Genomic DNA, 23,668 nt, shown 5'->3' on the forward strand with positions numbered 1-23,668 from the left:
ATAAGCCCTATCACTCCCCATCGGGGTAGGAATATGCTCGGTTGGCGCGCATTCAAATTTTCCGAGATTTTTTGAAAATAAAAGGATGTAAATATGACGCTGAATGTCGCGTCCGCTGAAGTGCGTTCCTGGATACCTGTAATTCAAGTTGCCGCCGGTGCTACGGTTGGCAAAGTTCTTGATGCATTTCGTCTGCAAATTCCACTTGGCTACAATAGCCCGGAAATCACATTTCGCAGACTTGGGAGATCCTTCATTCTGGGCTGGTGTGCTGCGATAAAGTCGGAAAATTTCGGTGAAATCGAAGACACATTGTATGCCGTATATCCACCTATATTTGATGAATTGATTCCTAAGAATGCAAATATATCACGCATATCTGATATATCGCCACTTATCATTGGTAATGGTTGGTACAAAAACTATTATCATTGGACGTTACAGGCTATCGGCTGTCTGTTGATTTATAAAAAACATCGCGATGACGGTAATATTTTATTGGCAATGCCGCGTCTGAATGGGTGGAGGAATGAAGCCCTTTCGCTCACCGGATTTAATGGGCAATTGCTTGAGATGGACTATCACCATTTTCTGCATGTAGACGACTGCATCACCAGCAATCTGACCGGCGGCGGCTTTGCCCACCTCCCCCATCCAGCCGTTATGGCTGAATTCGAGGCCCTTGCGGCACGTGTCACGATTGAGCGCCGGTTCAGCCGCAAGATCTATGTTTCGCGCCTGGATGCGGGCGATGTGCGTCGGGTTGTCAATGAGAAGGCCGTCTGCACGTTGCTTGAAAGCCGTGGATTTGAAATCATCACACCTGGTGAGCTTTCCGTAAAGGAACAGGTCGTGGCTTTCCGCGATGCCGAGGTCATTGTTGCCCCGCATGGCGCGGGCCTGGCAAATCTTGTCTATTGCCAACCGGGTATCAAAACCAGGGTTATTGAACTGTTCCAGGCGAGTTGCATCAATGCCTGCTATGCAAGAGTTTGTCAGGCGAAAGGGCTGGATTATACGGCAATCATCAATCCTGATAGGCCCGGGCAGGACGCGGATGGGACGCTGAAAGAGATCAAGACCAGAAACGACATGTGGCAGATCGTCGATCTTGCTCTGCTGGAAAAAGTCTTGATTGAATGATCGGCCAATGAAATCAAATTGACGCAGGAGCAGGTGGCCGGGGCGAAAGCACCCCGGCCACACGTCGATTTTTACATCAATGTATCGCTGTATGTCAGGCTTGCATAGTTCAAGCCATGCACTGTCAGCGTATCCACGTTACTGAAGGTGAACAGCACGCCGTCCTCGATCTCGGTTGCATAGGCGGCGGCATCGCTGACGGTGGCAAAGCCCATGTCGGTCAGATCGATCGTGTCCGCCGACGAGTCAAAGTCGAAAATCACATCATTGCCATAGTTTGAGCTGTACACGAACACATCGCTACCTTCACCGCCGTAGAGGGCATCGTCGCCTTCACCACCGGCAAGCGTGTCATCGCCAGCGTCCGCATAAAGGACGTCATCACCGCCATCGCCATGAAGCGAATCGTCACCTTCAAGACCAAAGAGCGTATCAGCGTCCTCGCCACCCTTAAGAACGTCCGCATATCCGCTTCCCGAAAGAGTGTCGGCGTAAAAGGAACCTTCCAACGCTTCTATGGAGATCAGCACATCACCTTCTGCCGAACCGCCGACGCCTGCGTCTCCGGAGAGGCTTGCGCTGATACCAACGGAAGAGTCGGCGTAACTTGCGGTATCGCTGCCGTCGCCGCCATCCAGAATGTTCGCGCCGCTGCCTGCGTTCAGCAGATCGTCGCCGCCGCCACCGATCAGATGGTCATCGCCTTCTCCACCTGAAAGCACATTGCTACCATCATTGCCCGTCAGGTAATCGGCTTCGCCGGAACCCGTGACGTTTTCTATCGAGACGAGGACGTCGCCCTCTGCCGAGCCACCGGCTGTTTGACCAGTTACGAGATTGATGATTACACCTTCGGTGGAGTCGCTGTAGTTTGCCGTATCGGAACCGGCTCCGCCATCCAGGATGTCCGCTCCCGTTCGACCGGTCAAAACGTTGGCCTGATCGTCTCCCGTCAGGCTGTCAGCATAGGTTGAGCCTTCCAGATTTTCGATAGAGATGATGGTATCTCCATTCGCATATCCACCGGATAGCGTGCGGGTTTGGAGGTTAACTGTGACCGCACTGGTCGAATCCAGGTAACTCGCCGTATCGCTGCCCGCCGCGCCGTCCAATACATCGCCGCCATCGCCGCCGCGCAGTGTATTGCTTTCTCTGTTGCCGGTCAGCGTATCATTATATGCAGAGCCTTCCAGGCTTTCTATAGAGATAAACGTATCTCCTTGTGCAAATCCACCTTGCGCAAGACCCGTAGCCAGATTGACAGTAACCGCTGACGTCGAGTCACGATAGCTGGAGGTATCATTGCCACCGCCACCGCTTAACTTGTCTGCGCCGGCACCACCGATCAGCGTATCATTACCGTTGTTTCCAAACAGGTAATCCGCACCGGCCCCGCTGATCATCACGTTATCGGCCACCGTTCCAGATCCAGTGAAATTGGCCGTACCGGTGTAAGTGAGGTTTTCAAAATTCCTGGTCAGAGAATAGCTGTTTAACCCGGTCGTCACGGTGTCGATGCCCTCGCCCTCCTGTTCGATCAGATAAACGGAGGAGCTGTTGACAATGTAGTGATCATCACCCAGGCCGCCTGCAAATCGGGCATCTTTCGAGGCGGTGAATGTGTCATTGAAATCAGAGCCATAGACCTGAAGTATTTTCTCGAAAACATCGCCTTCTGCATAACCGCCGGTGTTAATACCGGTGTCGATGTTGATCTGCACGGCTTCGTTCGAATAGGTGTAGACTGCCGCTCCACCATCCGCCCCGCCCTTGAGGGTGTCGGCGCCCAAACCGCCATCCAAAAGGTCCCAACCGTAATATCCATCGATAACGTTATTGCCGTCGTCACCGGTAAGGGTGTCGTCATAGTAGGAGCCCATGAGGTTTTCGATGTCGATCAGGACATCACCTTGGGCATCGCCGCTCATCTCGCCGGTTTTGAGGTTGACCACCACAGCCATGTTGTCGACAAAACTTGCTGTGTCGGAGCCGTTCCCGCCATTGATCACATCCGCATCGAAGCCGCCCGCTAACGTGTCATCGCCGTCACCACCATGAATGGTATCACTGCCATCGCCGCCCTTGAAGATATTGTCATTATCGTCGCCGACAAGAACATCGTCTTGGCTCGATGCACTGATGACCTCAATGCTGACAAAGGTATCGCCTTGCGCATCGCCTCCACTCGCCACTCCCGTTGCGAGGTTTATATTGATCGCATCGCTTGACGTATAGTTGACAGTATCCGTGCCATCGCCGCCGTTAAGAATATCGGCCCCGGCTCCCCCATTCAGAACATCGTTACCGGCATCGCCGGAAAGGCTGTCATTACCGGCTTCGCCATAAAGAGTATCAACTCCATCGCCGCCGGAGAGGCTGTCGTTGCCTGAGCCTCCCCGAATGGAATCGGAGCCGTCTTCTCCCGAAATTGCATCATTTCCCCCATTCCCTGAGAGCACATCGTTGCCTGCGCCGCCATTGATGGTGTCATCGCCCAGGCCTCCGCTGAGGTTGTCATAGTCAGACGTGCCTGTGATTGTATCGTTGCCACTTCCACCCAAAATATATACCATTTTAACCACCCCTGATTGAAACAGGAATAGTTTGCATGTTTAAATTCGGTTGTGTAGTGTGAAAATTACATACTAAAAATAATTCAATGATGATCGATATGCGGTTTGTGAAATATGTCGTCGGCAGGCGGAATGGTTTGGCGTTCGATCATCCGGTGGACATGCGGTGGTTTTGAGCCTTTGTGCAGGTCTCCCAGCCGGTCGGTGATTTCGGCATCGGCCTTGGTGCGGCGATGGTTGTGGCGCACGTAATCGACCCAGGTCGGGGTGTGATAGGTTTCCGTCCAGATATCCGGATTTTCCAGGTCGCGCATCAGCGCCCAGTTCTGCGCACCATCTCGCAGGCGGATGCGCCTGCGCTCAACCATAACCTCCAGGAATTCCGGCACGTCCTTGTCGTCGATCTCGAAATCGATCTGGATAACGATTGGGCCGCTGCGTGGGCGGATATCCAGCCGCAGGGGCGGCTCGTTGAAACGGTTGAGCGGGTTGAGATCCAGCGTCGCAAAGGCAGGCATCGGCAAGGCGAGACCAATGCCGACACCGAGAGCCATCAGCCCGGCCGCCATCACCAGGGCATGACCTGCGCTGCCGGATTCGGCCAGCAGGCCCCAGATCCAGGCACCGCCCGCCATACCGCCGAAGGTGGCGGTCTGGTAGAGCGACAATGCCCGGCCCACTACCCAACGCGGGGTCGAAAGCTGCACCACCGTGTTGAACAGCGACAGGGACAGCACCCAACAGGCTCCGGCCAGCACCAGGGCAGGGGCTGTCAGCCAGAAATGATGGCTGATGCCAGTCAGAACGGAGGCCAGCGCGAAGCCGGCGAAGGAACAGCTGACGATCTGCTCGCTGCTCAGCTTTTCACGAATACGTGCATTGGAAATCGCGCCTGCGATGGCGCCAATCCCGAAAGCGCCGAGCAATCCGCCATAGGCGAGTGGACCGCCGCCGAGATTGTCCTTCACCACCAGCGGCAATAGCGACAGGATCGCAGTTGCGCAAAAGCCGAAGAAAAAGCCGCGAAACAGCACTTTCATCAAGTTGGGCGACATGGCCATGTAGCGCAGGCCAGCGGCGATGGCGTGGCCGAGATTTTCGCGGGGCAGGGTGTTTTTCGGATAGACAGGCTTCCAGCGAAACAAGGCATAGATCATCGCCAGGTAGCTGACAGCGTTGATGGCAAAGGCTGTGGCAGCACCTGCAACGGCAACGATCAGGCCGCCAATGGCTGGGCCGACGCTGCGGGTGATGTTGAAGCCCATGCTGTTGAGCGAGACGGCGGATGGTAGGTCTTCGCGCCCGACGATATCGCCGACCGAGGCTTGCCAGGCCGGGCTGTTCAAGGCCGTTCCGCAGCCGATCAGAAAGGTGAAGGCCAGAAGCGACCATGGGGTCAAGAGGCCAAACCACGTAAAGAGCGACAGAAGCGCCGAGACGGTCAACAGAAAGACCTGCGCAAACAGCATGACCCGGCGGCGGTCGAACCCATCGGCCAGCGCCCCGGCCACCAGCGAAAACAGCATGATCGGCGCGGTATTGGAGGCCTGAACCAGCGCCACCATGCTTTCCGAAGAGGAGATTGATGTCATCATCCAGGCGGCACCGACATCCTGGATCAGGCCGCCGAAGTTGGAGGTGATGCTGGCCAGCCAGATCGTCAGAAAGATCTGGTTCTTGAAAGGCGCCAATGATGATTTTCTGTCCGGCACGGTTTTCCGCTCGATCGGTTGCAGGCTGGGATGGGCGATGAAGGGCAGCCGACCGAGAGGCGACTCGCTTGTTGCACAACCTAGTCTCTTGAAACCAAGAAAACAGTCCTTATTTGGGCAAAATCAGCTCACATCTGCGTTTAAAGGCGATTGGATCGTCTTTTCTGAAATGCTTGCATTGTTGGCGCTAAGGGCGTATACGGCATTCAAATTCTTGATCGCCAGATGAAGAGTGGGCCCGCAAGGACCCGCTCTTTTTTGTTGGCGATGGACCATGAAGCTCCATACCGAGGAGGACAGGTTTGTCCGAACACGTGCCAGCCGATGAGGCGCCCGAGCCACGTCTGATTACCGAAACCGGCCTCGACCGGCGCATCGCCGATATTATCGAGCCTGTTATTGTCGAACTTGGTTTCGAGCTCGTTCGCGTGCGGATCCTCAACCAGAACGGCATGACGCTGCAAATCATGGCTGAGCGCAAGGACGGTACGATGACCGTCGAGGATTGCGAAGAACTGTCCATGGCGATTTCTCCGGTTCTGGATGTGGAAGATCCGGTCGATAAGGAGTATCATCTGGAAGTCTCGTCGCCCGGTATCGACCGTCCGATGGTGCGCGCATCCGATTTCACGCGTTGGCAGGGCAACCTGCTGAAATGCGAAACGTCCATTCTGATCGACAATCGCAAGCGTTTTCGTGGCAAGATTGCCGATGTCACCCCTGACGGTTTCATTCTGGAGCGCGATCAGGTTGCTTACGGGGAAGAGCCGCGGCTCACCATCCCGTTTACGGCATTGGCCGAGGCCAAGCTGATCCTGACGGATGATCTGGTCCGCGATGCGCTGCGCGCCGACAAGCAGGCAAAGGCAGCGGCTGAAGCTGCAAACCAGAACGACGAAACCGGCGAAGACCAATAACCGATAACGCGCCTGGCAGGCGAGCATGCCCCAGGCAGGAAGACGGAGACTTTAAACAATGGCAGTCAGTGCTAATCGGCTCGAGCTGTTGCAGATCGCGGATGCGGTCGCACGCGAAAAAGTCATCGACCGCGAAATCGTGCTTGCTGCGATGGCTGACGCCATCCAGAAGGCCGCGCGTTCGCGTTACGGTTCCGAGACCAATATTCGCGCCGACATCAACTCCAAGACCGGCGAGATTCGTCTGCAGCGCCTGCTCGAAGTGGTCGAAACCGTCGAGGATTACGGCACCCAGATCGCACTCGAACTGGCGCGCGACCGCAATGTTGACGCCAAGCTCGGTGATTACATTGCCGATCCGCTGCCGCCGATGGATTTCGGTCGGATCGCCGCCCAGTCCGCCAAGCAGGTTATCGTGCAGAAAGTGCGCGAAGCCGAGCGTGATCGGCAGTTCGATGAGTTCAAGGATCGCGTCGGCGAAATCATCAACGGCACGGTCAAGCGCGTCGAATATGGCAATGTCATCGTCGATCTCGGTCGTGGCGAAGGCATTATCCGCCGCGATGAAATGATCCCGCGCGAAACCATGCGTTATGGTGACCGCGTTCGCGCCTATGTCTATGACGTGCGCCGCGAACAGCGTGGCCCGCAGATTTTCCTGTCGCGCACCCATCCGCAGTTCATGGTGAAACTGTTCACCATGGAAGTGCCGGAAATTTACGACGGCGTCATCCAGATCAAGTCGGTGGCCCGTGACCCGGGTTCTCGCGCCAAGATCGCAGTGATTTCCAACGACAGCTCGATCGATCCGGTCGGTGCTTGCGTCGGTATGCGCGGTTCGCGTGTTCAGGCCGTGGTTGGTGAATTGCAGGGCGAAAAGATCGATATCATTCCGTGGTCGGCAGACCCGGCATCCTTCATCGTCAACGCGCTTCAACCGGCAGAAGTTGCCAAAGTGGTGCTGGACGAAGATGCCGAGCGCATCGAAGTGGTTGTTCCCGATGAGCAGCTGTCGCTGGCCATCGGCCGTCGCGGCCAGAATGTCCGCCTGGCGTCGCAGCTGACCGGCTGGGATATCGACATCATGACGGAAGCGGAAGAATCCGAGCGCCGCCAGAAGGAATTCAACGAGCGCACCAACCTGTTCATGGATGCGCTCGACGTCGATGAAATGGTTGGCCAGGTTCTGGCGTCGGAAGGCTTTGCCCAGGTTGAAGAGCTTGCCTATGTCGATCTGGAGGAAATCGCTTCCATCGATGGTTTTGACGGCGATACCGCAGAAGAAATCCAGACCCGCGCCCGCGAATATCTCGAAAAGCTGGAAGCCGAACTTGATGCCAAGCGCAAGGCGCTCGGCGTGTCCGACGAGCTGCGCAGCATTGATGGCATGACAACGCAAATGTTGGTTGCGCTCGGGGGAGACGGCATCAAGACGGTCGAGGATTTCGCCGGCTGCGCTGCTGACGACCTGATCGGCTGGAGTGAGCGTAAGGATGGCGAGACCAAGAAATTCGAGGGCCTGTTCTCGAAAATCGACATTTCTCGCACCGAAGCGGAACAGATGATCGTTCAGGCTCGCCTGGCGGCTGGCTGGATCACCGAAGCGGATATTGCCGCCGAGGCTGAGGCAGAAGTCGTCGAGGATGAGGCGCAAGAGGCTGAGCAGGGCTCGTGATGGCCTCCGATCCATCTTTGGAGGACGGGCGTCCGGCAAAGCCGGTGAAGGCGGTAAAGGACGGTCAGAACGACCGGACGTGCATCGTCACCCGCCAGCCGGGAACGCCAGATACACTGATCCGGTTCGTGGCAGGCCCTGATGGGACGCTCGTGCCGGATCTGAAACGGGAATTGCCTGGCCGTGGCTGCTGGGTGTCTGTTTCCCGCGAGGCCGTGGACAAGGCTGTGGCGAAAAAGCTTTTCGCCCGTGCCTTGAAGATGGATGTCACCGTCGATCCCGAAATGGGAGCGCGTGTGGACAGGCTGCTTGTCCAGCAGCTGGCGGGAATGATGAACCTGGCGCGCAAGGCGGGCCAGTTTGTAACCGGGTCGGCCAAGGTCGATCTCGCGATCCGCAGCGGTGCCGCGCTCGGCGTGTTTCACGCCACCGATGCCGCCGCAGATGGCGTTCGAAAACTGGACCAGGCCCGCAAGGCCTGGCATCTCGGAATGGAAACGGACGAGGAAATTCCCTCTTATCGGCTCTTTTCCGAGGCGGAAATGCAAGAACTGATGGGCCAGAACGCTTTTATCCATGCCTGCGCGCTTGCAGGACAGGCGGGTGAAGGTGTAGTGAAGCGCGCAACTCTGCTTGAAACCTATCGTGGCCTTTCGCCGCGGATGGCGAGTAGCGCTGGCCGTAAACCACAATGACGCGGTCACCGGTGAAAACCGGCCTCCGTGGTGTAGGACAGTATGTGAACGGCGTGGTCTGATGCGGTAGTCATCCGGCCTCGCTCGAAGGAACGGGAACGGAATGACCGACAGCAAAGACGACAAGACACTCAGCGTTACGGGCAAGAAGACACTCACGCTCAAGCCGACGGGAGTGAACCAGGGTACCGTGCGCCAAGATATGGGTCGCGGTCGCACGAAGGCCGTTGTGGTCGAGACGCGCAAGCGCCGCCCGACCCGTCCTGAAGACGAACGCGCAGGCCAGCCGCAGGGCCGCGTTGGCGACGATGCACCGGCAACGGCAGCTGCTGCCCCCGTGCAGACGCCAGCCCCAGTGCAGGCTCCGGCGCCAGTCGCCGCCGCACCGCAGGCACCGCGCCCAGCGGCTCCTGCGCAGCGCGTTCAACAGACAAATCAATACTCGCAGCAGCGCCATCCAGGCCAGCAGAACCGTCCGCAGGCGTCGAGCCAGCCGAGCCGCCAGCCTGACCGGCCGCGTGGCGCGGTACTGCACGATCTGTCCGCCAGCGAAATGGATGCGCGCCGCCGCGCTCTGGCCGAGGCCCAGGTCCGCGAAGTCGAGGACGCCAAGCGTCGCGCCGAGGAAGAGGTTCGCCGTCAGGCTGAAGAGGTCGAGCGTCAGCGTCTTGCCGCTTTGGAAGCCATTCGCCAGGCCGAAGAGGACAAGGCCCGAGCGCTTGAAGCCAAAAACGCCCCTGAGCCTGTTGCAGAGCCCGTCGCTCCGGTGGCAGAAACGCCACGCGCCGCCGATCCAGCGCCCCGTGCGCCATCGCCTGCTGGTGCAAAGCCGGCTGCCGGTGCACCCGCTCCGAGCTTCGTGCGCGGTCGCAAGCCTGAAGGTGAAGACGATGAAAATCGCGGCCCCGCCCGTGGTGGTCCGGTGCGCGGCAAGGTCGTGCGTCCTGAGCCCGCCAAGGTTCCGGCGCGCCCCAAAACCGAGGATGAGCGCCGCCGTGGCAAGCTGACCGTCACCACCGCCGCTGTCGATGAAGACGGCAATGCGCGTGGCCGTTCGCTGTCGGCCATGCGCCGTCGCCAGGAGAAATTCCGCCGCAGCCAGATGCAGGAACCGCGCGAAAAGGTCATGCGCGAAGTGGTTCTGCCGGAAACCATCACCATTCAGGAATTGTCGCAGCGCATGTCCGAACGGGCCGTCGATGTGATCAAGTACCTGATGAAGGAAGGTCAGATGATGAAGCCGGGCGACGTCATCGACGCCGATCTGGCCGAGTTGATCGCCACCGAATTCGGCCATACCGTCAAGCGCGTTTCCGAATCCGACGTTGAAGAAGGCATTTTCGACGTCAAGGACGACGCAGGCGAAATGGTGTCGCGTCCGCCGGTCGTCACCATCATGGGTCACGTCGACCACGGCAAGACCTCGTTGCTCGACGCCATCCGCCAGACCAGCGTTGTTTCGGGTGAAGCCGGTGGCATTACCCAGCATATCGGCGCCTATCAGGTGGAGCAGAACGGCCACAAGATCACCTTCATCGACACCCCCGGCCACGCCGCCTTTACGGCCATGCGTGCTCGTGGCGCTCAGGCGACCGACATTGCCATTCTGGTGGTTGCCGCCGATGACAGCGTCATGCCGCAGACGATCGAGTCGATCCACCACGCCAAAGCGGCCAATGTGCCGATCATCGTGGCGATCAACAAGATCGACAAGCATGAGGCCAACCCGGAAAAAGTGCGCCAGCAATTGCTCCAGCACGAGGTGTTCGTCGAATCCATGGGCGGTGAAGTGCTCGACGTCGAAGTGTCGGCGAAGAACAAGCTCAATCTCGACAAGCTGCTGGAAGCTGTGCTTCTTCAGGCCGAAATTCTCGACCTGAAGGCCGATCCAAGCCGGACTGCCGAAGGTCTGGTTATCGAAGCCCAGCTCGACCGCGGTCGTGGCTCCGTTGCCACTGTTCTGGTGCAGAAGGGTACGCTGCGTCCGGGGCAAATCATTGTGGCTGGCGATCAGTGGGGCCGCGTGCGCGCCCTCGTTAACGACAAGGGCGGTCACGTCAAGGAAGCAGGACCTGCCATGCCGGTCGAGGTTCTCGGCCTGTCGGGTACGCCTGCCGCCGGTGACAAGTTCGCCGTGGTTGAAAGCGAAGCCCGCGCCCGTGAAATCTCGGAATACCGTCAGCGTCTGGCCCGCGACAAGGCCGCTGCCCGCCAGTCCGGTCAGCGCGGTTCGCTCGAGCAGATGATGAGCAAGCTGCAGGATACCGGCTTCAAGGAATTCCCGCTGGTCATCAAGGCCGACGTTCAGGGTTCTGTCGAAGCGATCGTCGCAGCGCTCGACAAGCTGGGAACCGACGAAGTGCGGGCCAGGATCGTCCATTCGGGCGCCGGTGCCATCACGGAATCGGATATTTCGCTTGCCGAAGCATCCAACGCTGCGATCATCGGCTTCAACGTTCGTGCCAATGTTCAGGCGCGGGCCGCGTCTGAGCGTACCGGCACCGAAATCCGCTACTACAACATCATCTACGATCTGGTGGATGACGTGAAGGCAGCGATGTCGGGTCTGCTGTCGCCGGAACGCCGCGAAACCTTCCTCGGAAATGCCGAGATCCTCGAAGTGTTCAACATCACGAAAACGGGCAAGGTTGCCGGTTGCCGTGTTGTCGAGGGCAAGGTCGAGCGTGGCGCAGGTGTGCGTCTGGTGCGCGACAACGTCGTCATTCACGAAGGCAAGCTCAAGACGCTCAAGCGCTTCAAGGACGAAGTGGCAGATGTGCCGATGGGCCAGGAATGTGGCATGGCCTTCGAAAACTACGAAGACATCCGCGCTGGCGACACCATCGAGTGCTTCCGCGTCGAGCATATCACCCGTACGCTGTAATCAGCGGTTACCATCCAGAAAGGCCGCTTTTCGGAGCGGCCTTTCTGTTCACATACGTGAAAACGACAGCTGTTTGAGGCCCCTATCTTCTTGAGGAAGATGAGGTTCATCAGTCCCAGGGTTCGATCCCCACCCGCCTGTTTGAAGGCAAATGAGAAACGATAATGAGCAAACCAACAAATTCCGCGCCATCGCAGCGCATGCTGCGCGTTGGCGAACAGGTCCGCGCCGCCATTACCCAGGTCTTGCAACGCGGTGAAGTGCGTGACGACCTGATTGAGAAGACCGTCATTTCGATTTCCGAAGTGCGGATGTCGACCGATTTGAAGGTCGCTACCGCCTATGTCTCGCCGCTCGGTGTCAGCGACCATGACACGGTGATCGCTGCATTGAACCGCCACGCGAAGTATATTCGCGGCCGGATCGGCGGCCAGCTACGGCAGATGAAATATATGCCGGAAGTGCGGTTCCGCGACGATACCAGCTTCGACAATTATCAGAAGATCGATGCGCTGCTGCGCTCGCCGGAAGTGGCGCGCGATCTGGGGCCAGACGAAGACAAGCAAGAAGACGAATAAGACGATGTCCAAACCCAGAAAACCCAAGGGCCGTCCGGTTTCCGGCTGGCTGATCCTCGACAAGCCGGTGGATTACGGCTCGACCGAGGCCGTCGGCAAGATCAAGTGGCTGTTCAATGCCCAGAAAGCTGGTCACGCCGGAACGCTTGATCCGTTGGCCTCCGGCATGTTGCCGATTGCGCTGGGCGATGCCACCAAGACGGTTCCCTACGTCATGGATGGCCGCAAGATCTACGAATTTACCGTCACCTGGGGCGAAGAACGCTCCACCGACGATCTTGAAGGTGAGGCAACCCAAACCTCCGACCAGCGCCCGACCGAAGAACAGATCCGCGCTTTGCTGCCGGATTATACCGGTGTGATCAACCAGATCCCCCCGCAGTTTTCGGCCATCAAGATTGCCGGGGAGCGCGCTTATGATCTGGCCCGCGAAGGCGAGGTGGTTGATATTCCCTCCCGCGAGGTGGAAATTCATCGGTTGACCCTGTTGAGGGCCGACCATGATTGCGCTGATTTCGAAGTTGAATGCGGCAAGGGCACCTATGTGCGCTCGCTGGCGCGTGATATGGGCCGGGATCTTGGCTGCTACGGCCATATTTCGGAGTTGCGACGCTCCTTCGTCGCGCCGTTTGCCGAAGACATGATGGTGCCGCTCGAAGATCTGGTGGAGCTGGAAAAGATCGAGGATCGTGACGAGCGGCTGGCAGCCCTCGATGCTTTCCTGTTCGATACCGGCGAGGCGCTGATGGCGCTGCCGCAGATCCGGATCAGCGACGATCAGGCCCATCGGTTGCGGATGGGCAATCCGATTATCCTGCGGGGCCGGGATGCGCCGGTAGCCGAACCGGAAGCAGTGGCACTGGCCGGTGGCAAGCTGGTGGCGATCGGCGAGATCGGCGAGGGCGAGTTTCGCCCGAAGCGGGTTTTCGCCTGAAATTCAGCTTTTCCGTTCGTCGTTGGACGGGAAAGCCCCATGCTTGCGGCGCGGTCAGGTGGCTGAGCGCGCCTCTTCCCTTGGCTGCGGGAATAGTATATAGGCGGCCCCAGCATTGCAGAACTATGCGTGCATTCATGGCCTCCGCTGGACGACATCCCGGCCGCAGGCGTCCGAATCCTCCCTTTTAAGAAAGGACATACGATGTCGATTACCGCAGAGCGCAAGTCAGCCCTCATCAAGGAATACGCAACCAACGAAGGCGACACTGGTTCGCCGGAAGTCCAGGTCGCTATCCTGACCGAGCGGATCACCAACCTGACCGAGCACTTCAAGGGCCACAAGAAGGACAACCACTCTCGTCGTGGCCTTCTGACGCTGGTATCCACCCGCCGTTCGCTTCTTGATTATCTGAAGAAGAAGGACGAAGGCCGTTACAGCAAGCTGATTGCGAGCCTCGGCATTCGCCGCTAAAGACTGGACCGGCGGGCTTCCGATAAGGAAGGACCCGCCGGTACTTTTTCCGGGGCGCTGAAAAGGCTCCGGCTTGAAAGGTTTGCGCGGCAATATTGCCCGCTGACAGACTGAATGAAACCTGGGTCATATGGATCCGGGAAAATCCATGCGATGCATGGAGATGTTGCAACTTGCCAGGGGCTTTGAAAAGCGCAAGGCGTTGCAAAACAGGCAGTCCGGATGGGCCGGTACTGCCGACGACAACCGATGGCCTGTCATGGGGCAGGATTGTTGGACGCTTCCGCCGAAAGGCGCCGGACGGTCCGCATGGATCGATAGAAGCCTCCCACTGTCTTGCCCGTGATGGTTCAGCACGATGCGTCTGACTGCGGCTTTGATGTCTTTGGCAGAAAAGCCGCCAGCGCATATGAAGGACAAGATATGTTTAATGTTCACAGCGTTGAAATCGAGTGGGCCGGCCGGCCGCTGAAGCTGGAAACCGGCAAGATCGCCCGTCAGGCTGACGGCGCCGTTCTCGCCAGCTACGGCGAGACCGTTGTTCTGGCCACCGTCGTTTCCGCCAAGTCGCCGAAGCCGGGTCAGGATTTCTTCCCGCTCACCGTCAACTATCAGGAAAAGACCTATGCCGCCGGTAAGATCCCGGGTGGCTATTTCAAGCGCGAAGGCCGTCCGAGCGAAAAGGAAACCCTGGTTTCCCGCCTGATCGACCGCCCGATCCGCCCACTTTTCCCGGAAGGTTACAAGAACGACACCCAGGTCGTCGTGACCGTTATTCAGCACGACCTTGAAAACGATCCGGACGTTCTGTCGATGGTTGCCGCTTCGGCTGCCCTGACACTGTCTGGCGTACCGTTCATGGGCCCGGTCGGCGGTGCGCGCGTTGGCTATATCAATGGCGAATACGTTCTCAACCCGCATCTCGACGAGATGGATGAATCCGTTCTCGACCTCGTGGTTGCCGGTACGCAGGATGCCGTCCTGATGGTTGAATCCGAAGCCAAGGAACTGAACGAAGACGTCATGCTCGGCGCCGTGATGTTCGGTCACCGTGGCTTCCAGCCGGTCATCGACGCGATCATCAAGCTCGCCGAAGTGGCTGCCAAGGAGCCGCGCGAATTCGAACCGGAAGATCATTCCGCTCTCGAAGCCGAAATGCTCTCGATTGCCGAAGCCGAACTGCGCGACGCCTACAAGATCACCCAGAAGGCTGATCGTTATACGGCCGTCGATGCCGTAAAGGCCAAGGTCAAGGCACACTTCTTTCCAGAGGGTGCAGAGCCTAAATACACCAACGAAGTGATCGGCGCGGTCTTCAAGCACCTGCAAGCCAAGATCGTTCGCTGGAACATTCTCGACACCAAGAGCCGTATCGATGGCCGTGACCTCGAAACGGTTCGTGCGATTGTCTCCGAAGTCGGCATCCTGCCGCGTACGCACGGTTCGGCGCTGTTTACCCGTGGCGAAACCCAGGCGATCGTGGTTGCCACGCTCGGCACTGGCGAAGATGAGCAGTATGTTGACAGCCTGACGGGCATGTACAAGGAACGTTTCCTTCTGCATTACAACTTCCCTCCTTATTCGGTTGGTGAAACTGGCCGCATGGGCTCCCCGGGCCGCCGCGAAATCGGCCATGGCAAGCTGGCATGGCGCGCCATTCGCCCGATGCTGCCTTCGCCTGAACAGTTCCCCTACACGCTGCGCGTCGTCTCCGAGATCACCGAATCGAACGGCTCGTCCTCGATGGCAACGGTTTGCGGCACCTCGCTGGCGCTGATGGATGCGGGCGTTCCGCTGGCCAAGCCGGTTGCTGGTATCGCCATGGGCCTGATCCTGGAAGGCGAGCGTTTTGCTGTTCTCTCCGACATTCTCGGCGATGAAGATCATCTCGGCGATATGGACTTCAAGGTGGCTGGTACGGAAGCCGGTATCACCTCGTTGCAGATGGACATCAAGATCGCCGGTATTACCGAAGAGATCATGAAGGTTGCCCTGGCGCAGGCCCAGAACGGCCGCAAGCACATTCTCGGCGAAATGGCCAATGCCATCACCGAAGGTCGCTCGCAGCTCGGCGAATTCGCACCGCGCATCGAAGTCATGACCATCCCGGTCGATAAGATCCGTGAAGTCATCGGTTCCGGTGGTAAGGTTATCCGCGAAATCGTCGAAAAAACCGGCGCCAAGATCAACATCGAAGACGATGGTACGATCAAGATCGCCTCTGCTTCCGGTAAGGAAATCGAAGCCGCCCGCAAGTGGATTCACTCGATCGTTGCTGAGCCTGAAATCGGCGTTGTCTATGAAGGCACGGTCGTCAAGACCGCTGACTTCGGCGCTTTCGTCAATTTCTTCGGTTCGCGAGACGGTCTCGTCCACATCAGCCAGCTGGCTGTAGACCGTGTTGCCAAGACCCAGGATGTGGTCAAGGAAGGCGACAAGGTTTGGGTCAAGCTGATGGGCTTTGACGAGCGCGGCAAGGTTCGCCTGTCCATGAAGGTTGTCGATCAGGCAACCGGCAAGGAAATCGTCGGCGACAAGAAGGCCGAAGGCGACGCTGCCGCTGAATAAGCGGGGTTGATCCTATGACAAGGCGCGGGAGATTTTCCGCGCCTTTTTTTATCCGGGAGTTTGTCAGGGAAACGTGAAAACCGGTTCTCTCAAGGCAAACGAAAACAAGAGAAAATAGAGACTGTCTGTTTCGCCATGAAACCGACAGAGTCTAATCACGAGATTGCCGAGCCATGAGCCGCGAAACACTGAAGACCATTTTTCATCCCTTTGTCACCGAAGCTGTAGCTCTTCCAGGCGAAGACGAACGCTTCCTGTTTCTCGGTGCTGAGGCCGGTTTCGTGAAGCCGGAAGGCTTTGGTGCCGAATTGACGGTGGTCCAAAGTTTCCGCCCCGATTTTCGCCGCCTGGAGGCAGCCCGTCAAACGCCGGTTGCTGTTGTGACAGGTGAGGATTATAACGGCGCGCTGGTTTTGGCTGGCAAGCACAAGGGTCTCAACGAAAACCGTGTTGCCGAAGCGCTGGCGCGTGTCCGGGCCGGTGGCGTTATCATTGTGGCCGGTGCCAAAGAAGACGGGATTCAGCCGCTGCGCAAGCAGATCGATCGCCTTGGCCTTGAGCCGCAATCGCTGCCAAAATATCACGGCATTGCCGTGTGGTTCACCGTGCCGGAGGATAAGGCTGCGGCGATTGCCGCGCTCGCTTCCAAGCCGGTCATGGTCGAGGGCCGGTTTGAAACCTATGCCGGGCAGTTTTCTCATATGCATGCCGATCCCGGTTCTGAACTGCTGGTCAGCCGGTTGCCGGACGATTTCGATGGCAATGCCGCCGATTTCGGCGCTGGTTGGGGCTATCTGTCGGTGATGCTGGCCGAGAAGGCACGGCGCACCAACCGCATCGACCTATTCGAGGCCAATTACGACGCGCTGGAACAGGCCAAGAAAAACCTGGCCCGTAACTGCCCTCATCTGACGGCACGGTTCTTCTGGCAGGATCTGGGTACTGAATCGCCCAAGGAAAAATACGATTTGGTCATCATGAATCCTCCTTTCCATGAGGGTCATGCGACGGAGCCATCGATTGGCGAGGCAATGATCAAAGCGGCGGCGGATGCTTTGCGCGGTGGCGGAGATCTGCTGATGGTGGCCAATCGTGGTCTTGCCTATGAGCCAGTTCTGGCCGCCAATTTTCGTCAGCATGGCGAGACCTGCCGCAATGCACGCTACAAGGTGCTGTGGGCGAAGAAATAAGCCGAACGATTACAAAAAAGGCGCCGGGAGAGATCCTGGCGCCTTTTTTGTTCAATAGTCATTATACTCTATTCAGCGTCGTTGCTGCGCAGCACGCCCAGAGCTGGCAGTGACGTGATATTATAGCCACCATCGACGTAATGGATTTCGCCCGTCACACATCTGGACAGATCCGACAGCAGATAGAGAGCCGACCCGCCGATATCCTCGATGGTGGGTGTGCGGCGCAGCGGCGCATTCTTCTGGTTCCAGCTGAAGATGGCCCTTGCATCGGAAATGCCTGCACCGGCAAGCGTGCGGACCGGGCCAGCCGAAAGGGCGTTGACGCGAATGCCGCGCGGGCCATAATCGCTGGCCAGATAGCGCATGGAGGATTCCAGCGCCGCCTTGGCAACGCCCATAACGTTGTAATTGGGAATGACCCGCGTGGAGCCGCCATAGGTGAGCGTCAGCAGCGATCCGCCGTCTGGCATAAGGTCGGCTGCACGCCGGGCGATTTCCGTGAAGGAGAAGCAGGAGATCACCATGGTGCGGGTGAAATTTTCCCTCGATGTGTCGGCATAGAGGCCTTTCAGCTCGTTCTTGTCGGAAAAGCCGATGGCATGCACGACAAAATCAAGCTTGCCCCAGCGCTCTTTAAGCGCGGCGAAGGTCGCATCAACAGAGGCAAGGTCCTCGACATCACACGGCAGAACAAAATCCGAGCCGAGCTGGGCGGCTAGCGGCTTGACGCGCTTGCCAAGCGCTTCGCCCTGATAGGTGAAGGCCAGTTCGGCACCAGCGGAGGCGAGAGCCTGGGAAATGCCCCAGGCAATCGAGTGATTGTTCGCAACGCCCATGATGAGCCCGCGTTTACCTTGCATGGAAGCGATCATCGCTGTCATCCGTTATGACGCTGGAACACCAGCGTCGCATTCGTTCCACCAAAACCAAAGGAATTGGACAGGACTGTGTCGATCTTGGCATTGTCGATTCGTTTGCGCACGACCGGTACGCCTTCGAATTCTGGATCGAGCTCAGTAATATGGGCGCTTTCGCCAATAAAGCCTTCCTGCATCATCAGCAGGCCGTAGATCGATTCCTGTACGCCTGCCGCTCCCAGCGAATGGCCGGTCAGCGACTTGGTGGACTGGATCGGTGGGATTTTGTCGCCAAATACGGTGCGGATCGCGCCGATTTCCTTGCTGTCGCCCACCGGTGTCGATGTGCCGTGGGTGTTGATGTAATCCACGTCGCCTTTAACGGTTGAGAGCGCCTGGCGCATGCAGCGGATGGCGCCCTCGCCAGACGGAGCGACCATGTCGTAACCGTCCGAGGTCGCGCCGTAGCCGGTGAGTTCGGCATAGATCTTGGCGCCACGCGCCTTGGCATGTTCCAGTTCTTCCAGAACCAGCACACCGGCGCCGCCAGCGATGACGAAGCCATCGCGGTTGGTGTCATAGGCACGCGAAGCCAGAGCTGGCGTCTCGTTGTATTTGGTAGACATTGCGCCCATGGCATCGAACAGGTCGGACATCGACCAATCGAGATCCTCATGACCACCTGCGAACATGATGTCCTGCTTGCCCCATTGAATCATTTCAGCGGCATTGCCGATGCAATGGGCCGAGGTCGAGCAGGCCGACGAGATCGAGTAGTTGACGCCGTGGATCTTGAACCAGGTGGCAAGCGTCGCAGATGCCGTCGATGACATGGCTTTCGGCACGGCGAACGGCCCGATGCGCTTCGGGCTTTTGTTCTGGCGAGTAATATCGGCCGCCTCGACGATCTGCCGGGTCGAAGGACCACCCGAGCCCATGATGATGCCGGTGCGCTCGTTGGCGGAATAATCCTTTTCCTCCAGGCCCGAATCGGCAATCGCCTGTTTCATCGCCACATGGTTCCAGGCGCCGCCCTGTGACAGGAAGCGCATGGCACGACGGTCGACAAGGTCGGTCGTATCCAGCGAAGGCTGACCCCAGACCTGGCATTTGAAGCCATGCTCGGCAAAATCGGGAGAAAAGGAAATGCCGGACCTGGCGTCGCGGAGAGATGCTGTGACTTCCGCGGCATTGTTGCCGATAGAGGACACAATGCCCAGACCCGTAACTACTACCCGTCTCATGTAATCGACCTTTTGCTTGATGGGGGTGATGCGCTCAGTCGGCCTTTTCCTTGAAAAGCCCGACACGCAGATCAGTTGCCTTGTAGATGACCTCGCCATCGGCCTTCATCCAGCCGTCGGCAATGCCCAGCACCAGACGCCCGCGCATGACGCGCTTGAAGTCGATGCCATATTCCACCAGCTTGGTGGAGGGCGTAACCATGCCGGTGAATTTCACTTCGCCTGTCGAGATCGCCCGGCCCTTGCCGGGTTCGCCCAGCCAGCCGAGGTAAAAGCCGGTCAATTGCCACATGGCATCCAGGCCAAGGCATCCCGGCATGACCGGATCGCCCTGGAAATGGCAGGGGAAGAACCAGAGATCGGAGGTGATGTCAAACTCGGCGCGGATATAGCCCTTGTCATGTGGGCCGCCGGTTTCCGAAATATCGGTGATGCGATTGAACATCAGCATGGGCGGCAGCGGCAATTGCGCATTGCCCTGGCCGAACAGTTCACCCCGACCGCAGGCGAGAATCTCGTCGTAATTATAGCTTGTCTGTTTTTCGTTCATCGGTCTTTCAATTCCCCCCTTCAGGCGTTCCGCTTAGGAGACTTAAAGCAAGATGGCGACGAATTGAAGCCGATGCCAATTCATTCCAACGCTTTACGCAGTGTCGTATGGCCTCTGTCCTGGCCGCTTTCCGCCGACCGAATACAGGAAGCGTCCATACTCCACCAGTGCTAAAATCGGTCAACCGCCTCAATATAAGGGCTTTCACTGGATTTACCCGCCGTCAAACTATTGAAAGCGGGCCCGTCAGCAGGTATATCAGTACGATGACAGTGAGATTTCAAGGGACAATGCGGAGATCGCCGGTATGATGGCGCAAGCCTCTAGGGACGTGGAAGCAAAACTGCGTCGGTCGGGCCTCAGGCCGACACGGCAGAGGGTTGCCTTGGCTTCGCTGTTGTTTGCCAAGGGAGACCGGCATCTGACTGTCGAGGAACTGCACGAAGAAGCGGTTGCCGCCGACGTGCCTGTGTCCCTCGCCACGGTCTACAATACGCTTCATCAGTTTACCGAGGCCGGCATGATCCGGGTTTTGGCTGTTGAGAGCAACAAGACCTATTTTGATACCAATGTGTCGGACCACCACCACTTTTTTGTGGAGGGCCGCAACGAGGTTCTCGATATTCCGGTCAGCAATATCGAAATCGGCAATCTGCCACCTCCGCCCGAAGGCATGGAAATATCGCATGTTGACGTTGTCATCCGGCTGCGTCCCAAGGCCTGATCTAAAGGCGGCCTGATCTCCTAGCTTGTTGTGGCGACCATGATCGGCTCAGACCATATCCGGTTCACATCACGTCATCAGGATGGCGCCCGGCCTGGTGCCCATATCGCGGAAATGTCCAGCCAAAATACAGTGCGCCGCCGCGCACCATAAATGCTGCCAGGACGCCACCGGCGGATGCCCAGTATAAGGGCGCGGCCAGCATGAAAGCCCCGGTAAACACGCAGGCACCGATCAAGGCTGCGGTGATGTAAATTTCCGGACGCAGCAGCACCGAAGGCTCATTGGCCAACAAATCGCGCAACACGCCGCCCAAGGTGGCCGTCATCATGCCTGTGACGATGGCGATGGTGGGCGAGCCTGTCGCGGCCATGCCCTTGGCGGCTCCCATCACGCAATAGGCGGAAAGCCCGATAGCATCGAGCCAGATCAGCAGCTTGTAGCGCGATTCCACCAGATGTGCGGTGAAGAACACCAGCACGCCAACAGCGCAGCAGATCAGAATATAGCTTGGGTTGACTACCCAGAACACCGGCAGGCGTCCAAGAATGATATCGCGCACCGTGCCGCCGCCTGTGCCAGTCACCGTGGCAAAAAACAGGAAGCCGATCAGATCCAGCTGTTTGCGTGAGGCGGCCAAAGCTCCGGTGGCGGCAAACAGCGCAACGCCTGCATAATCCAGATAAAGAAGAAGCGACATAGTGGCCCTGACGTTGCGATGATCTGCCGATGAATGGACGCGAAATGTGCGGCGCTGGGGTGGATGCGGACTATTTTACAATATCATGCGTTACCCAAGGCATAAGGATTGCGGTTTCAATAAGTGTCGCCCTTGCCTGCGCCAACCAATCACCGCCAACCTGGCCGTCGCAAACAAGATTGATGGCAAGGGCGACGCAAGCTGATTGCGCTATCGGGATCTTTGGCAGTGCGGATGGTCCGTAATGCGCTAGATTTTCGTTCTCGCCATAGGGCTGCAATCCTATCGAAGGTTCATGCCGTGAAATTGCTTTTTCGCCTGCTCCTGTGCCTGTTGTTGTCCCTGTCTGCCTCGGTCGCCCTGGCGCAACAGCAATTGGTCAGTGACCCGGAAATCTACGAGAAGGATCATTTCCGTAAGGTCTGCAAGACAGCTGAGTTCGATGACAACTACGTCACCCGGTTGGATATCAACAATGATGGCATTGTCGATGCGATCGTCAACGAAGGCGCGCTGACCTGCGATGGCAAGCGCGGCCCCGACTGCGATGCCGAAGGCTGCCCCTATAATTTCTATGTGCAGGTCAAGGAAGGCGGCTATCTGATGATCGCCACCGCCAAGATCTTTGGCTATGACTTCATCCAGCGTTACGGCAACAAGGTTTTCGTGCTGAAAATGCCGCCGCATTTCTGCGACCGCACCGATGGTCCGCAATGCGAAATGACGGTGCGGGTGCGCGGCGTGATGTTCGTGACGATCGTCAAGAAATAGTCTGAAACAGCGACAGCACGGTGGATTTGGCAGAGTGCATCATGCTGTCGCAACGTTTGTCTGAGCGCGGTTGCGCTTGGGCTACGCCTTCGCCATGGATTGCGCACGCATACGATCGTACTCGTCCTTGGTGATCGGCTTTGCCGTTTTGTTGCCCAGCTCATTGATACTGATTCGGTAGGTTTCCCGGGCCGAGAGGGCGGCCAGCGCTGAAATCACGGTAATGGCCAGCGTCCAGCAGCCGATGACGATGGGGATATTCAGCGAGCCGGGCGGTGCAACGGCTGTGAACAGGGCAGGGAACAGGGCCGTGATTGCCGTGCCGACATTCTGCGCGATGGCCATTGAGGAGACGCGGATGCGGCTCTGGAACAATTCCGGATAGAATGACGGGAAGACGGCGTTATATCCCTGATAGATCACGCCCCACATCAACAGCGACATCACTATGGCCATCGGGACATTGTGAATGCTGATCGCATAGAGATAGCCAAACGACAAAGCGCCAGACAGCAATGATCCGATGATGATCGGTGGTTTGCGGCCAATACGGTCGGAAAGTCCGCCGATAAAGGGAATGACCAGAACGGCAACAATATTGCCGAGAACCGGAATCCACAGATAGACGTCCTTGCTGAAGCCGATACCGTATGCTGGCTGCACCGCATAGGCTGCGCCGAACACTGTTGTCACGGTTGGAATGACGTTCATAAGCGACATGCACATGACGCGGATGATATCGGCCCAACCATGACGGAAGGCCTCGACGATGGGCGCTTTCGAGACCGCGCCACTTTCGCTGGCGTTGACGAAGGTTGGTGTTTCCTCAACCAGACGGCGGATGACAAAGCCGACGATTACCACGAAGATCGACAGCAGAAAGGGAATACGCCAGCCCCAGCTGTTGAATGCCGCAGGCTCCATATAGTGGGCGAGCGGCAAAAACACGGCGGCAGCCAAAATTTGTCCGGCCTGGACGCCCTGAAGTGCGAAGGAGGCGAAAAAGCCCCGTCGGCCGGTTGGTGCATGTTCCAGAATCATTGACGACGCACCTGAAATTTCACCGGCGACAGCAAAACCCTGGATCAGGCGAAGCACGACCAGAAAAATCGGAGCCCAGATGCCGATTTGCGCATACGTGGGCAACAGGCCGACCATCAGTGTCGAAAAGCCCATGAGAAACAGGCAGGTCAGCATCATTTTCTTGCGACCGTAAACGTCGCCCATATGCCCCAGAACAAACGCACCGATTGGGCGGCTGACATAGCCCACGCCGTAGGTTGTCAATGATGCGACAATCGCTGTCGTCGGATCTACAGATGGAAAAAACAGCTGAGGAAAAACCAGTGCCGCAGCTGTGGCGTAAATGAAGAAATCATAATATTCCAGCGCGGAGCCAATCCAGCCGCTGGCAGTGGCGACACGAGATTGTCTGTGTGCCTTTTCACGATCAAAGGACATGGATATTCCCTCCCA

The 23,668-nt window shown here is 57.8% G+C and carries 19 protein-coding genes; 12 read left to right on the forward strand and 7 right to left on the reverse strand.

Annotated elements, in window-relative coordinates:
• Window positions 1-93: 93 nt before the first annotated feature.
• The gene (locus tag AVI_RS00700) at window positions 94-1,143 is read left to right on the forward strand and encodes a glycosyltransferase family 61 protein (protein WP_012654626.1); all 1,050 of its coding nucleotides are present in this window, start codon (window positions 94-96) and stop codon (window positions 1,141-1,143) included.
• Window positions 1,144-1,214: 71 nt separating this feature from the next.
• Here the strand turns inward: AVI_RS00700 and AVI_RS00705 are convergent, their stop codons facing one another.
• Together AVI_RS00705 and AVI_RS00710 are read right to left on the reverse strand one after the other, a co-directional pair.
• Window positions 1,215-3,716, reverse strand: a complete 2,502-nt coding sequence (locus tag AVI_RS00705) for a beta strand repeat-containing protein (RefSeq protein WP_012654627.1) — start codon at window positions 3,714-3,716, stop codon at window positions 1,215-1,217.
• Window positions 3,717-3,799: 83 nt separating this feature from the next.
• A complete protein-coding gene (locus AVI_RS00710) occupies window positions 3,800-5,428 on the reverse strand; it encodes an MFS transporter (protein ID WP_012654628.1) in 1,629 nt (542 codons plus the stop codon).
• 302 nt (window positions 5,429-5,730) lie between these two features.
• Here AVI_RS00710 and rimP point away from each other — a divergent pair, with 302 nt between their 5' ends.
• The 9 genes from rimP to AVI_RS00760 all read left to right on the forward strand — a co-directional run bounded on the left by rimP (window position 5,731) and on the right by AVI_RS00760 (window position 17,343).
• On the forward strand, window positions 5,731-6,345 hold the full coding sequence (rimP, locus tag AVI_RS00715; protein ID WP_012654629.1) for a ribosome maturation factor RimP: 615 nt from the start codon (window positions 5,731-5,733) through the stop codon (window positions 6,343-6,345).
• A gap of 58 nt (window positions 6,346-6,403) precedes the next feature.
• Window positions 6,404-8,020, forward strand: a complete 1,617-nt coding sequence (gene nusA, locus AVI_RS00720) for a transcription termination factor NusA (protein ID WP_012654630.1) — start codon at window positions 6,404-6,406, stop codon at window positions 8,018-8,020.
• Window positions 8,020-8,715: an RNA-binding protein gene (locus tag AVI_RS00725; RefSeq protein WP_012654631.1), complete on the forward strand. Its 696-nt coding sequence runs from the start codon at window positions 8,020-8,022 to the stop codon at window positions 8,713-8,715. Before nusA ends, AVI_RS00725 begins: the two co-directional genes overlap by 1 nt.
• 103 nt (window positions 8,716-8,818) lie before the next feature.
• Window positions 8,819-11,599, forward strand: coding sequence for a translation initiation factor IF-2 (gene infB, locus AVI_RS00730; RefSeq protein ID WP_012654632.1), 2,781 nt, complete (start codon window positions 8,819-8,821; stop codon window positions 11,597-11,599).
• A gap of 164 nt (window positions 11,600-11,763) precedes the next feature.
• Window positions 11,764-12,177 (forward strand): 30S ribosome-binding factor RbfA, encoded by a 414-nt coding sequence (gene rbfA, locus AVI_RS00735; protein ID WP_012654633.1) that lies wholly within the window; start codon window positions 11,764-11,766, stop codon window positions 12,175-12,177.
• A 4-nt stretch (window positions 12,178-12,181) separates the two neighbouring features.
• A complete protein-coding gene (truB, locus tag AVI_RS00740) occupies window positions 12,182-13,111 on the forward strand; it encodes a tRNA pseudouridine(55) synthase TruB (protein WP_012654634.1) in 930 nt (309 codons plus the stop codon).
• Window positions 13,112-13,315: 204 nt separating this feature from the next.
• Window positions 13,316-13,585, forward strand: a complete 270-nt coding sequence (rpsO, locus tag AVI_RS00745) for a 30S ribosomal protein S15 (protein ID WP_012654635.1) — start codon at window positions 13,316-13,318, stop codon at window positions 13,583-13,585.
• Between the two features lie 423 nt (window positions 13,586-14,008).
• Window positions 14,009-16,153, forward strand: coding sequence for a polyribonucleotide nucleotidyltransferase (gene pnp, locus AVI_RS00755; protein ID WP_012654636.1), 2,145 nt, complete (start codon window positions 14,009-14,011; stop codon window positions 16,151-16,153).
• Between the two features lie 173 nt (window positions 16,154-16,326).
• Window positions 16,327-17,343 carry a class I SAM-dependent methyltransferase gene (locus tag AVI_RS00760; RefSeq protein WP_012654637.1) on the forward strand — a complete coding sequence of 339 codons (1,017 nt, stop codon included), beginning with the start codon at window positions 16,327-16,329 and terminating at the stop codon, window positions 17,341-17,343.
• A 68-nt stretch (window positions 17,344-17,411) separates the two neighbouring features.
• Here the strand turns inward: AVI_RS00760 and fabI are convergent, their stop codons facing one another.
• From fabI to fabA, 3 genes are read right to left on the reverse strand one after another with little or no spacing between them, the layout of a single operon-like run.
• On the reverse strand, window positions 17,412-18,218 hold the full coding sequence (fabI, locus tag AVI_RS00765; RefSeq protein ID WP_041697335.1) for an enoyl-ACP reductase FabI: 807 nt from the start codon (window positions 18,216-18,218) through the stop codon (window positions 17,412-17,414).
• Window positions 18,219-18,223: 5 nt separating this feature from the next.
• Window positions 18,224-19,447: a beta-ketoacyl-ACP synthase I gene (gene fabB / locus AVI_RS00770; protein ID WP_012654639.1), complete on the reverse strand. Its 1,224-nt coding sequence runs from the start codon at window positions 19,445-19,447 to the stop codon at window positions 18,224-18,226.
• 34 nt (window positions 19,448-19,481) lie between these two features.
• Window positions 19,482-19,997, reverse strand: coding sequence for a 3-hydroxyacyl-[acyl-carrier-protein] dehydratase FabA (gene fabA / locus AVI_RS00775; protein ID WP_012654640.1), 516 nt, complete (start codon window positions 19,995-19,997; stop codon window positions 19,482-19,484).
• Between the two features lie 307 nt (window positions 19,998-20,304).
• Here fabA and irrA point away from each other — a divergent pair, with 307 nt between their 5' ends.
• Window positions 20,305-20,721, forward strand: coding sequence for an iron response transcriptional regulator IrrA (gene irrA / locus AVI_RS00780; protein WP_012654641.1), 417 nt, complete (start codon window positions 20,305-20,307; stop codon window positions 20,719-20,721).
• A 64-nt stretch (window positions 20,722-20,785) separates the two neighbouring features.
• Here irrA and AVI_RS00785 read toward each other — a convergent pair whose 3' ends face one another.
• Window positions 20,786-21,421: a trimeric intracellular cation channel family protein gene (locus AVI_RS00785; RefSeq protein WP_012654642.1), complete on the reverse strand. Its 636-nt coding sequence runs from the start codon at window positions 21,419-21,421 to the stop codon at window positions 20,786-20,788.
• Between the two features lie 234 nt (window positions 21,422-21,655).
• Between AVI_RS00785 and AVI_RS00790 the strand changes: the two genes are divergently transcribed.
• Complete coding sequence (locus tag AVI_RS00790; protein WP_080516940.1) at window positions 21,656-22,192, forward strand: hypothetical protein; 537 nt, start codon at window positions 21,656-21,658, stop codon at window positions 22,190-22,192.
• 81 nt (window positions 22,193-22,273) lie between these two features.
• Here AVI_RS00790 and AVI_RS00795 read toward each other — a convergent pair whose 3' ends face one another.
• Complete coding sequence (locus tag AVI_RS00795; protein ID WP_012654644.1) at window positions 22,274-23,653, reverse strand: MFS transporter; 1,380 nt, start codon at window positions 23,651-23,653, stop codon at window positions 22,274-22,276.
• Between the last annotated feature and the right edge of the window lie 15 nt (window positions 23,654-23,668).

Source organism: Allorhizobium ampelinum S4, from assembly GCF_000016285.1.
GTDB classification, from domain to species: domain Bacteria; phylum Pseudomonadota; class Alphaproteobacteria; order Rhizobiales; family Rhizobiaceae; genus Allorhizobium; species Allorhizobium ampelinum.

Coding starts and splice junctions, on each gene's coding strand:
- AVI_RS00700 (WP_012654626.1), top strand. CDS start 94: ATGACGCTGAATGTCGCGTCCGCTGAAGTGCGTTCCTGGATACCTGTA.
- AVI_RS00705 (WP_012654627.1), bottom strand. CDS start 3,716: ATGGTATATATTTTGGGTGGAAGTGGCAACGATACAATCACAGGCACG.
- nusA (WP_012654630.1), top strand. CDS start 6,404: ATGGCAGTCAGTGCTAATCGGCTCGAGCTGTTGCAGATCGCGGATGCG.
- AVI_RS00725 (WP_012654631.1), top strand. CDS start 8,020: ATGGCCTCCGATCCATCTTTGGAGGACGGGCGTCCGGCAAAGCCGGTG.
- infB (WP_012654632.1), top strand. CDS start 8,819: ATGACCGACAGCAAAGACGACAAGACACTCAGCGTTACGGGCAAGAAG.
- rbfA (WP_012654633.1), top strand. CDS start 11,764: ATGAGCAAACCAACAAATTCCGCGCCATCGCAGCGCATGCTGCGCGTT.
- truB (WP_012654634.1), top strand. CDS start 12,182: ATGTCCAAACCCAGAAAACCCAAGGGCCGTCCGGTTTCCGGCTGGCTG.
- rpsO (WP_012654635.1), top strand. CDS start 13,316: ATGTCGATTACCGCAGAGCGCAAGTCAGCCCTCATCAAGGAATACGCA.
- pnp (WP_012654636.1), top strand. CDS start 14,009: ATGTTTAATGTTCACAGCGTTGAAATCGAGTGGGCCGGCCGGCCGCTG.
- AVI_RS00760 (WP_012654637.1), top strand. CDS start 16,327: ATGAGCCGCGAAACACTGAAGACCATTTTTCATCCCTTTGTCACCGAA.
- fabI (WP_041697335.1), bottom strand. CDS start 18,218: ATGATCGCTTCCATGCAAGGTAAACGCGGGCTCATCATGGGCGTTGCG.
- fabB (WP_012654639.1), bottom strand. CDS start 19,447: ATGAGACGGGTAGTAGTTACGGGTCTGGGCATTGTGTCCTCTATCGGC.
- fabA (WP_012654640.1), bottom strand. CDS start 19,997: ATGAACGAAAAACAGACAAGCTATAATTACGACGAGATTCTCGCCTGC.
- irrA (WP_012654641.1), top strand. CDS start 20,305: ATGATGGCGCAAGCCTCTAGGGACGTGGAAGCAAAACTGCGTCGGTCG.
- AVI_RS00785 (WP_012654642.1), bottom strand. CDS start 21,421: ATGTCGCTTCTTCTTTATCTGGATTATGCAGGCGTTGCGCTGTTTGCC.
- AVI_RS00790 (WP_080516940.1), top strand. CDS start 21,656: ATGGTCCGTAATGCGCTAGATTTTCGTTCTCGCCATAGGGCTGCAATC.
- AVI_RS00795 (WP_012654644.1), bottom strand. CDS start 23,653: ATGTCCTTTGATCGTGAAAAGGCACACAGACAATCTCGTGTCGCCACT.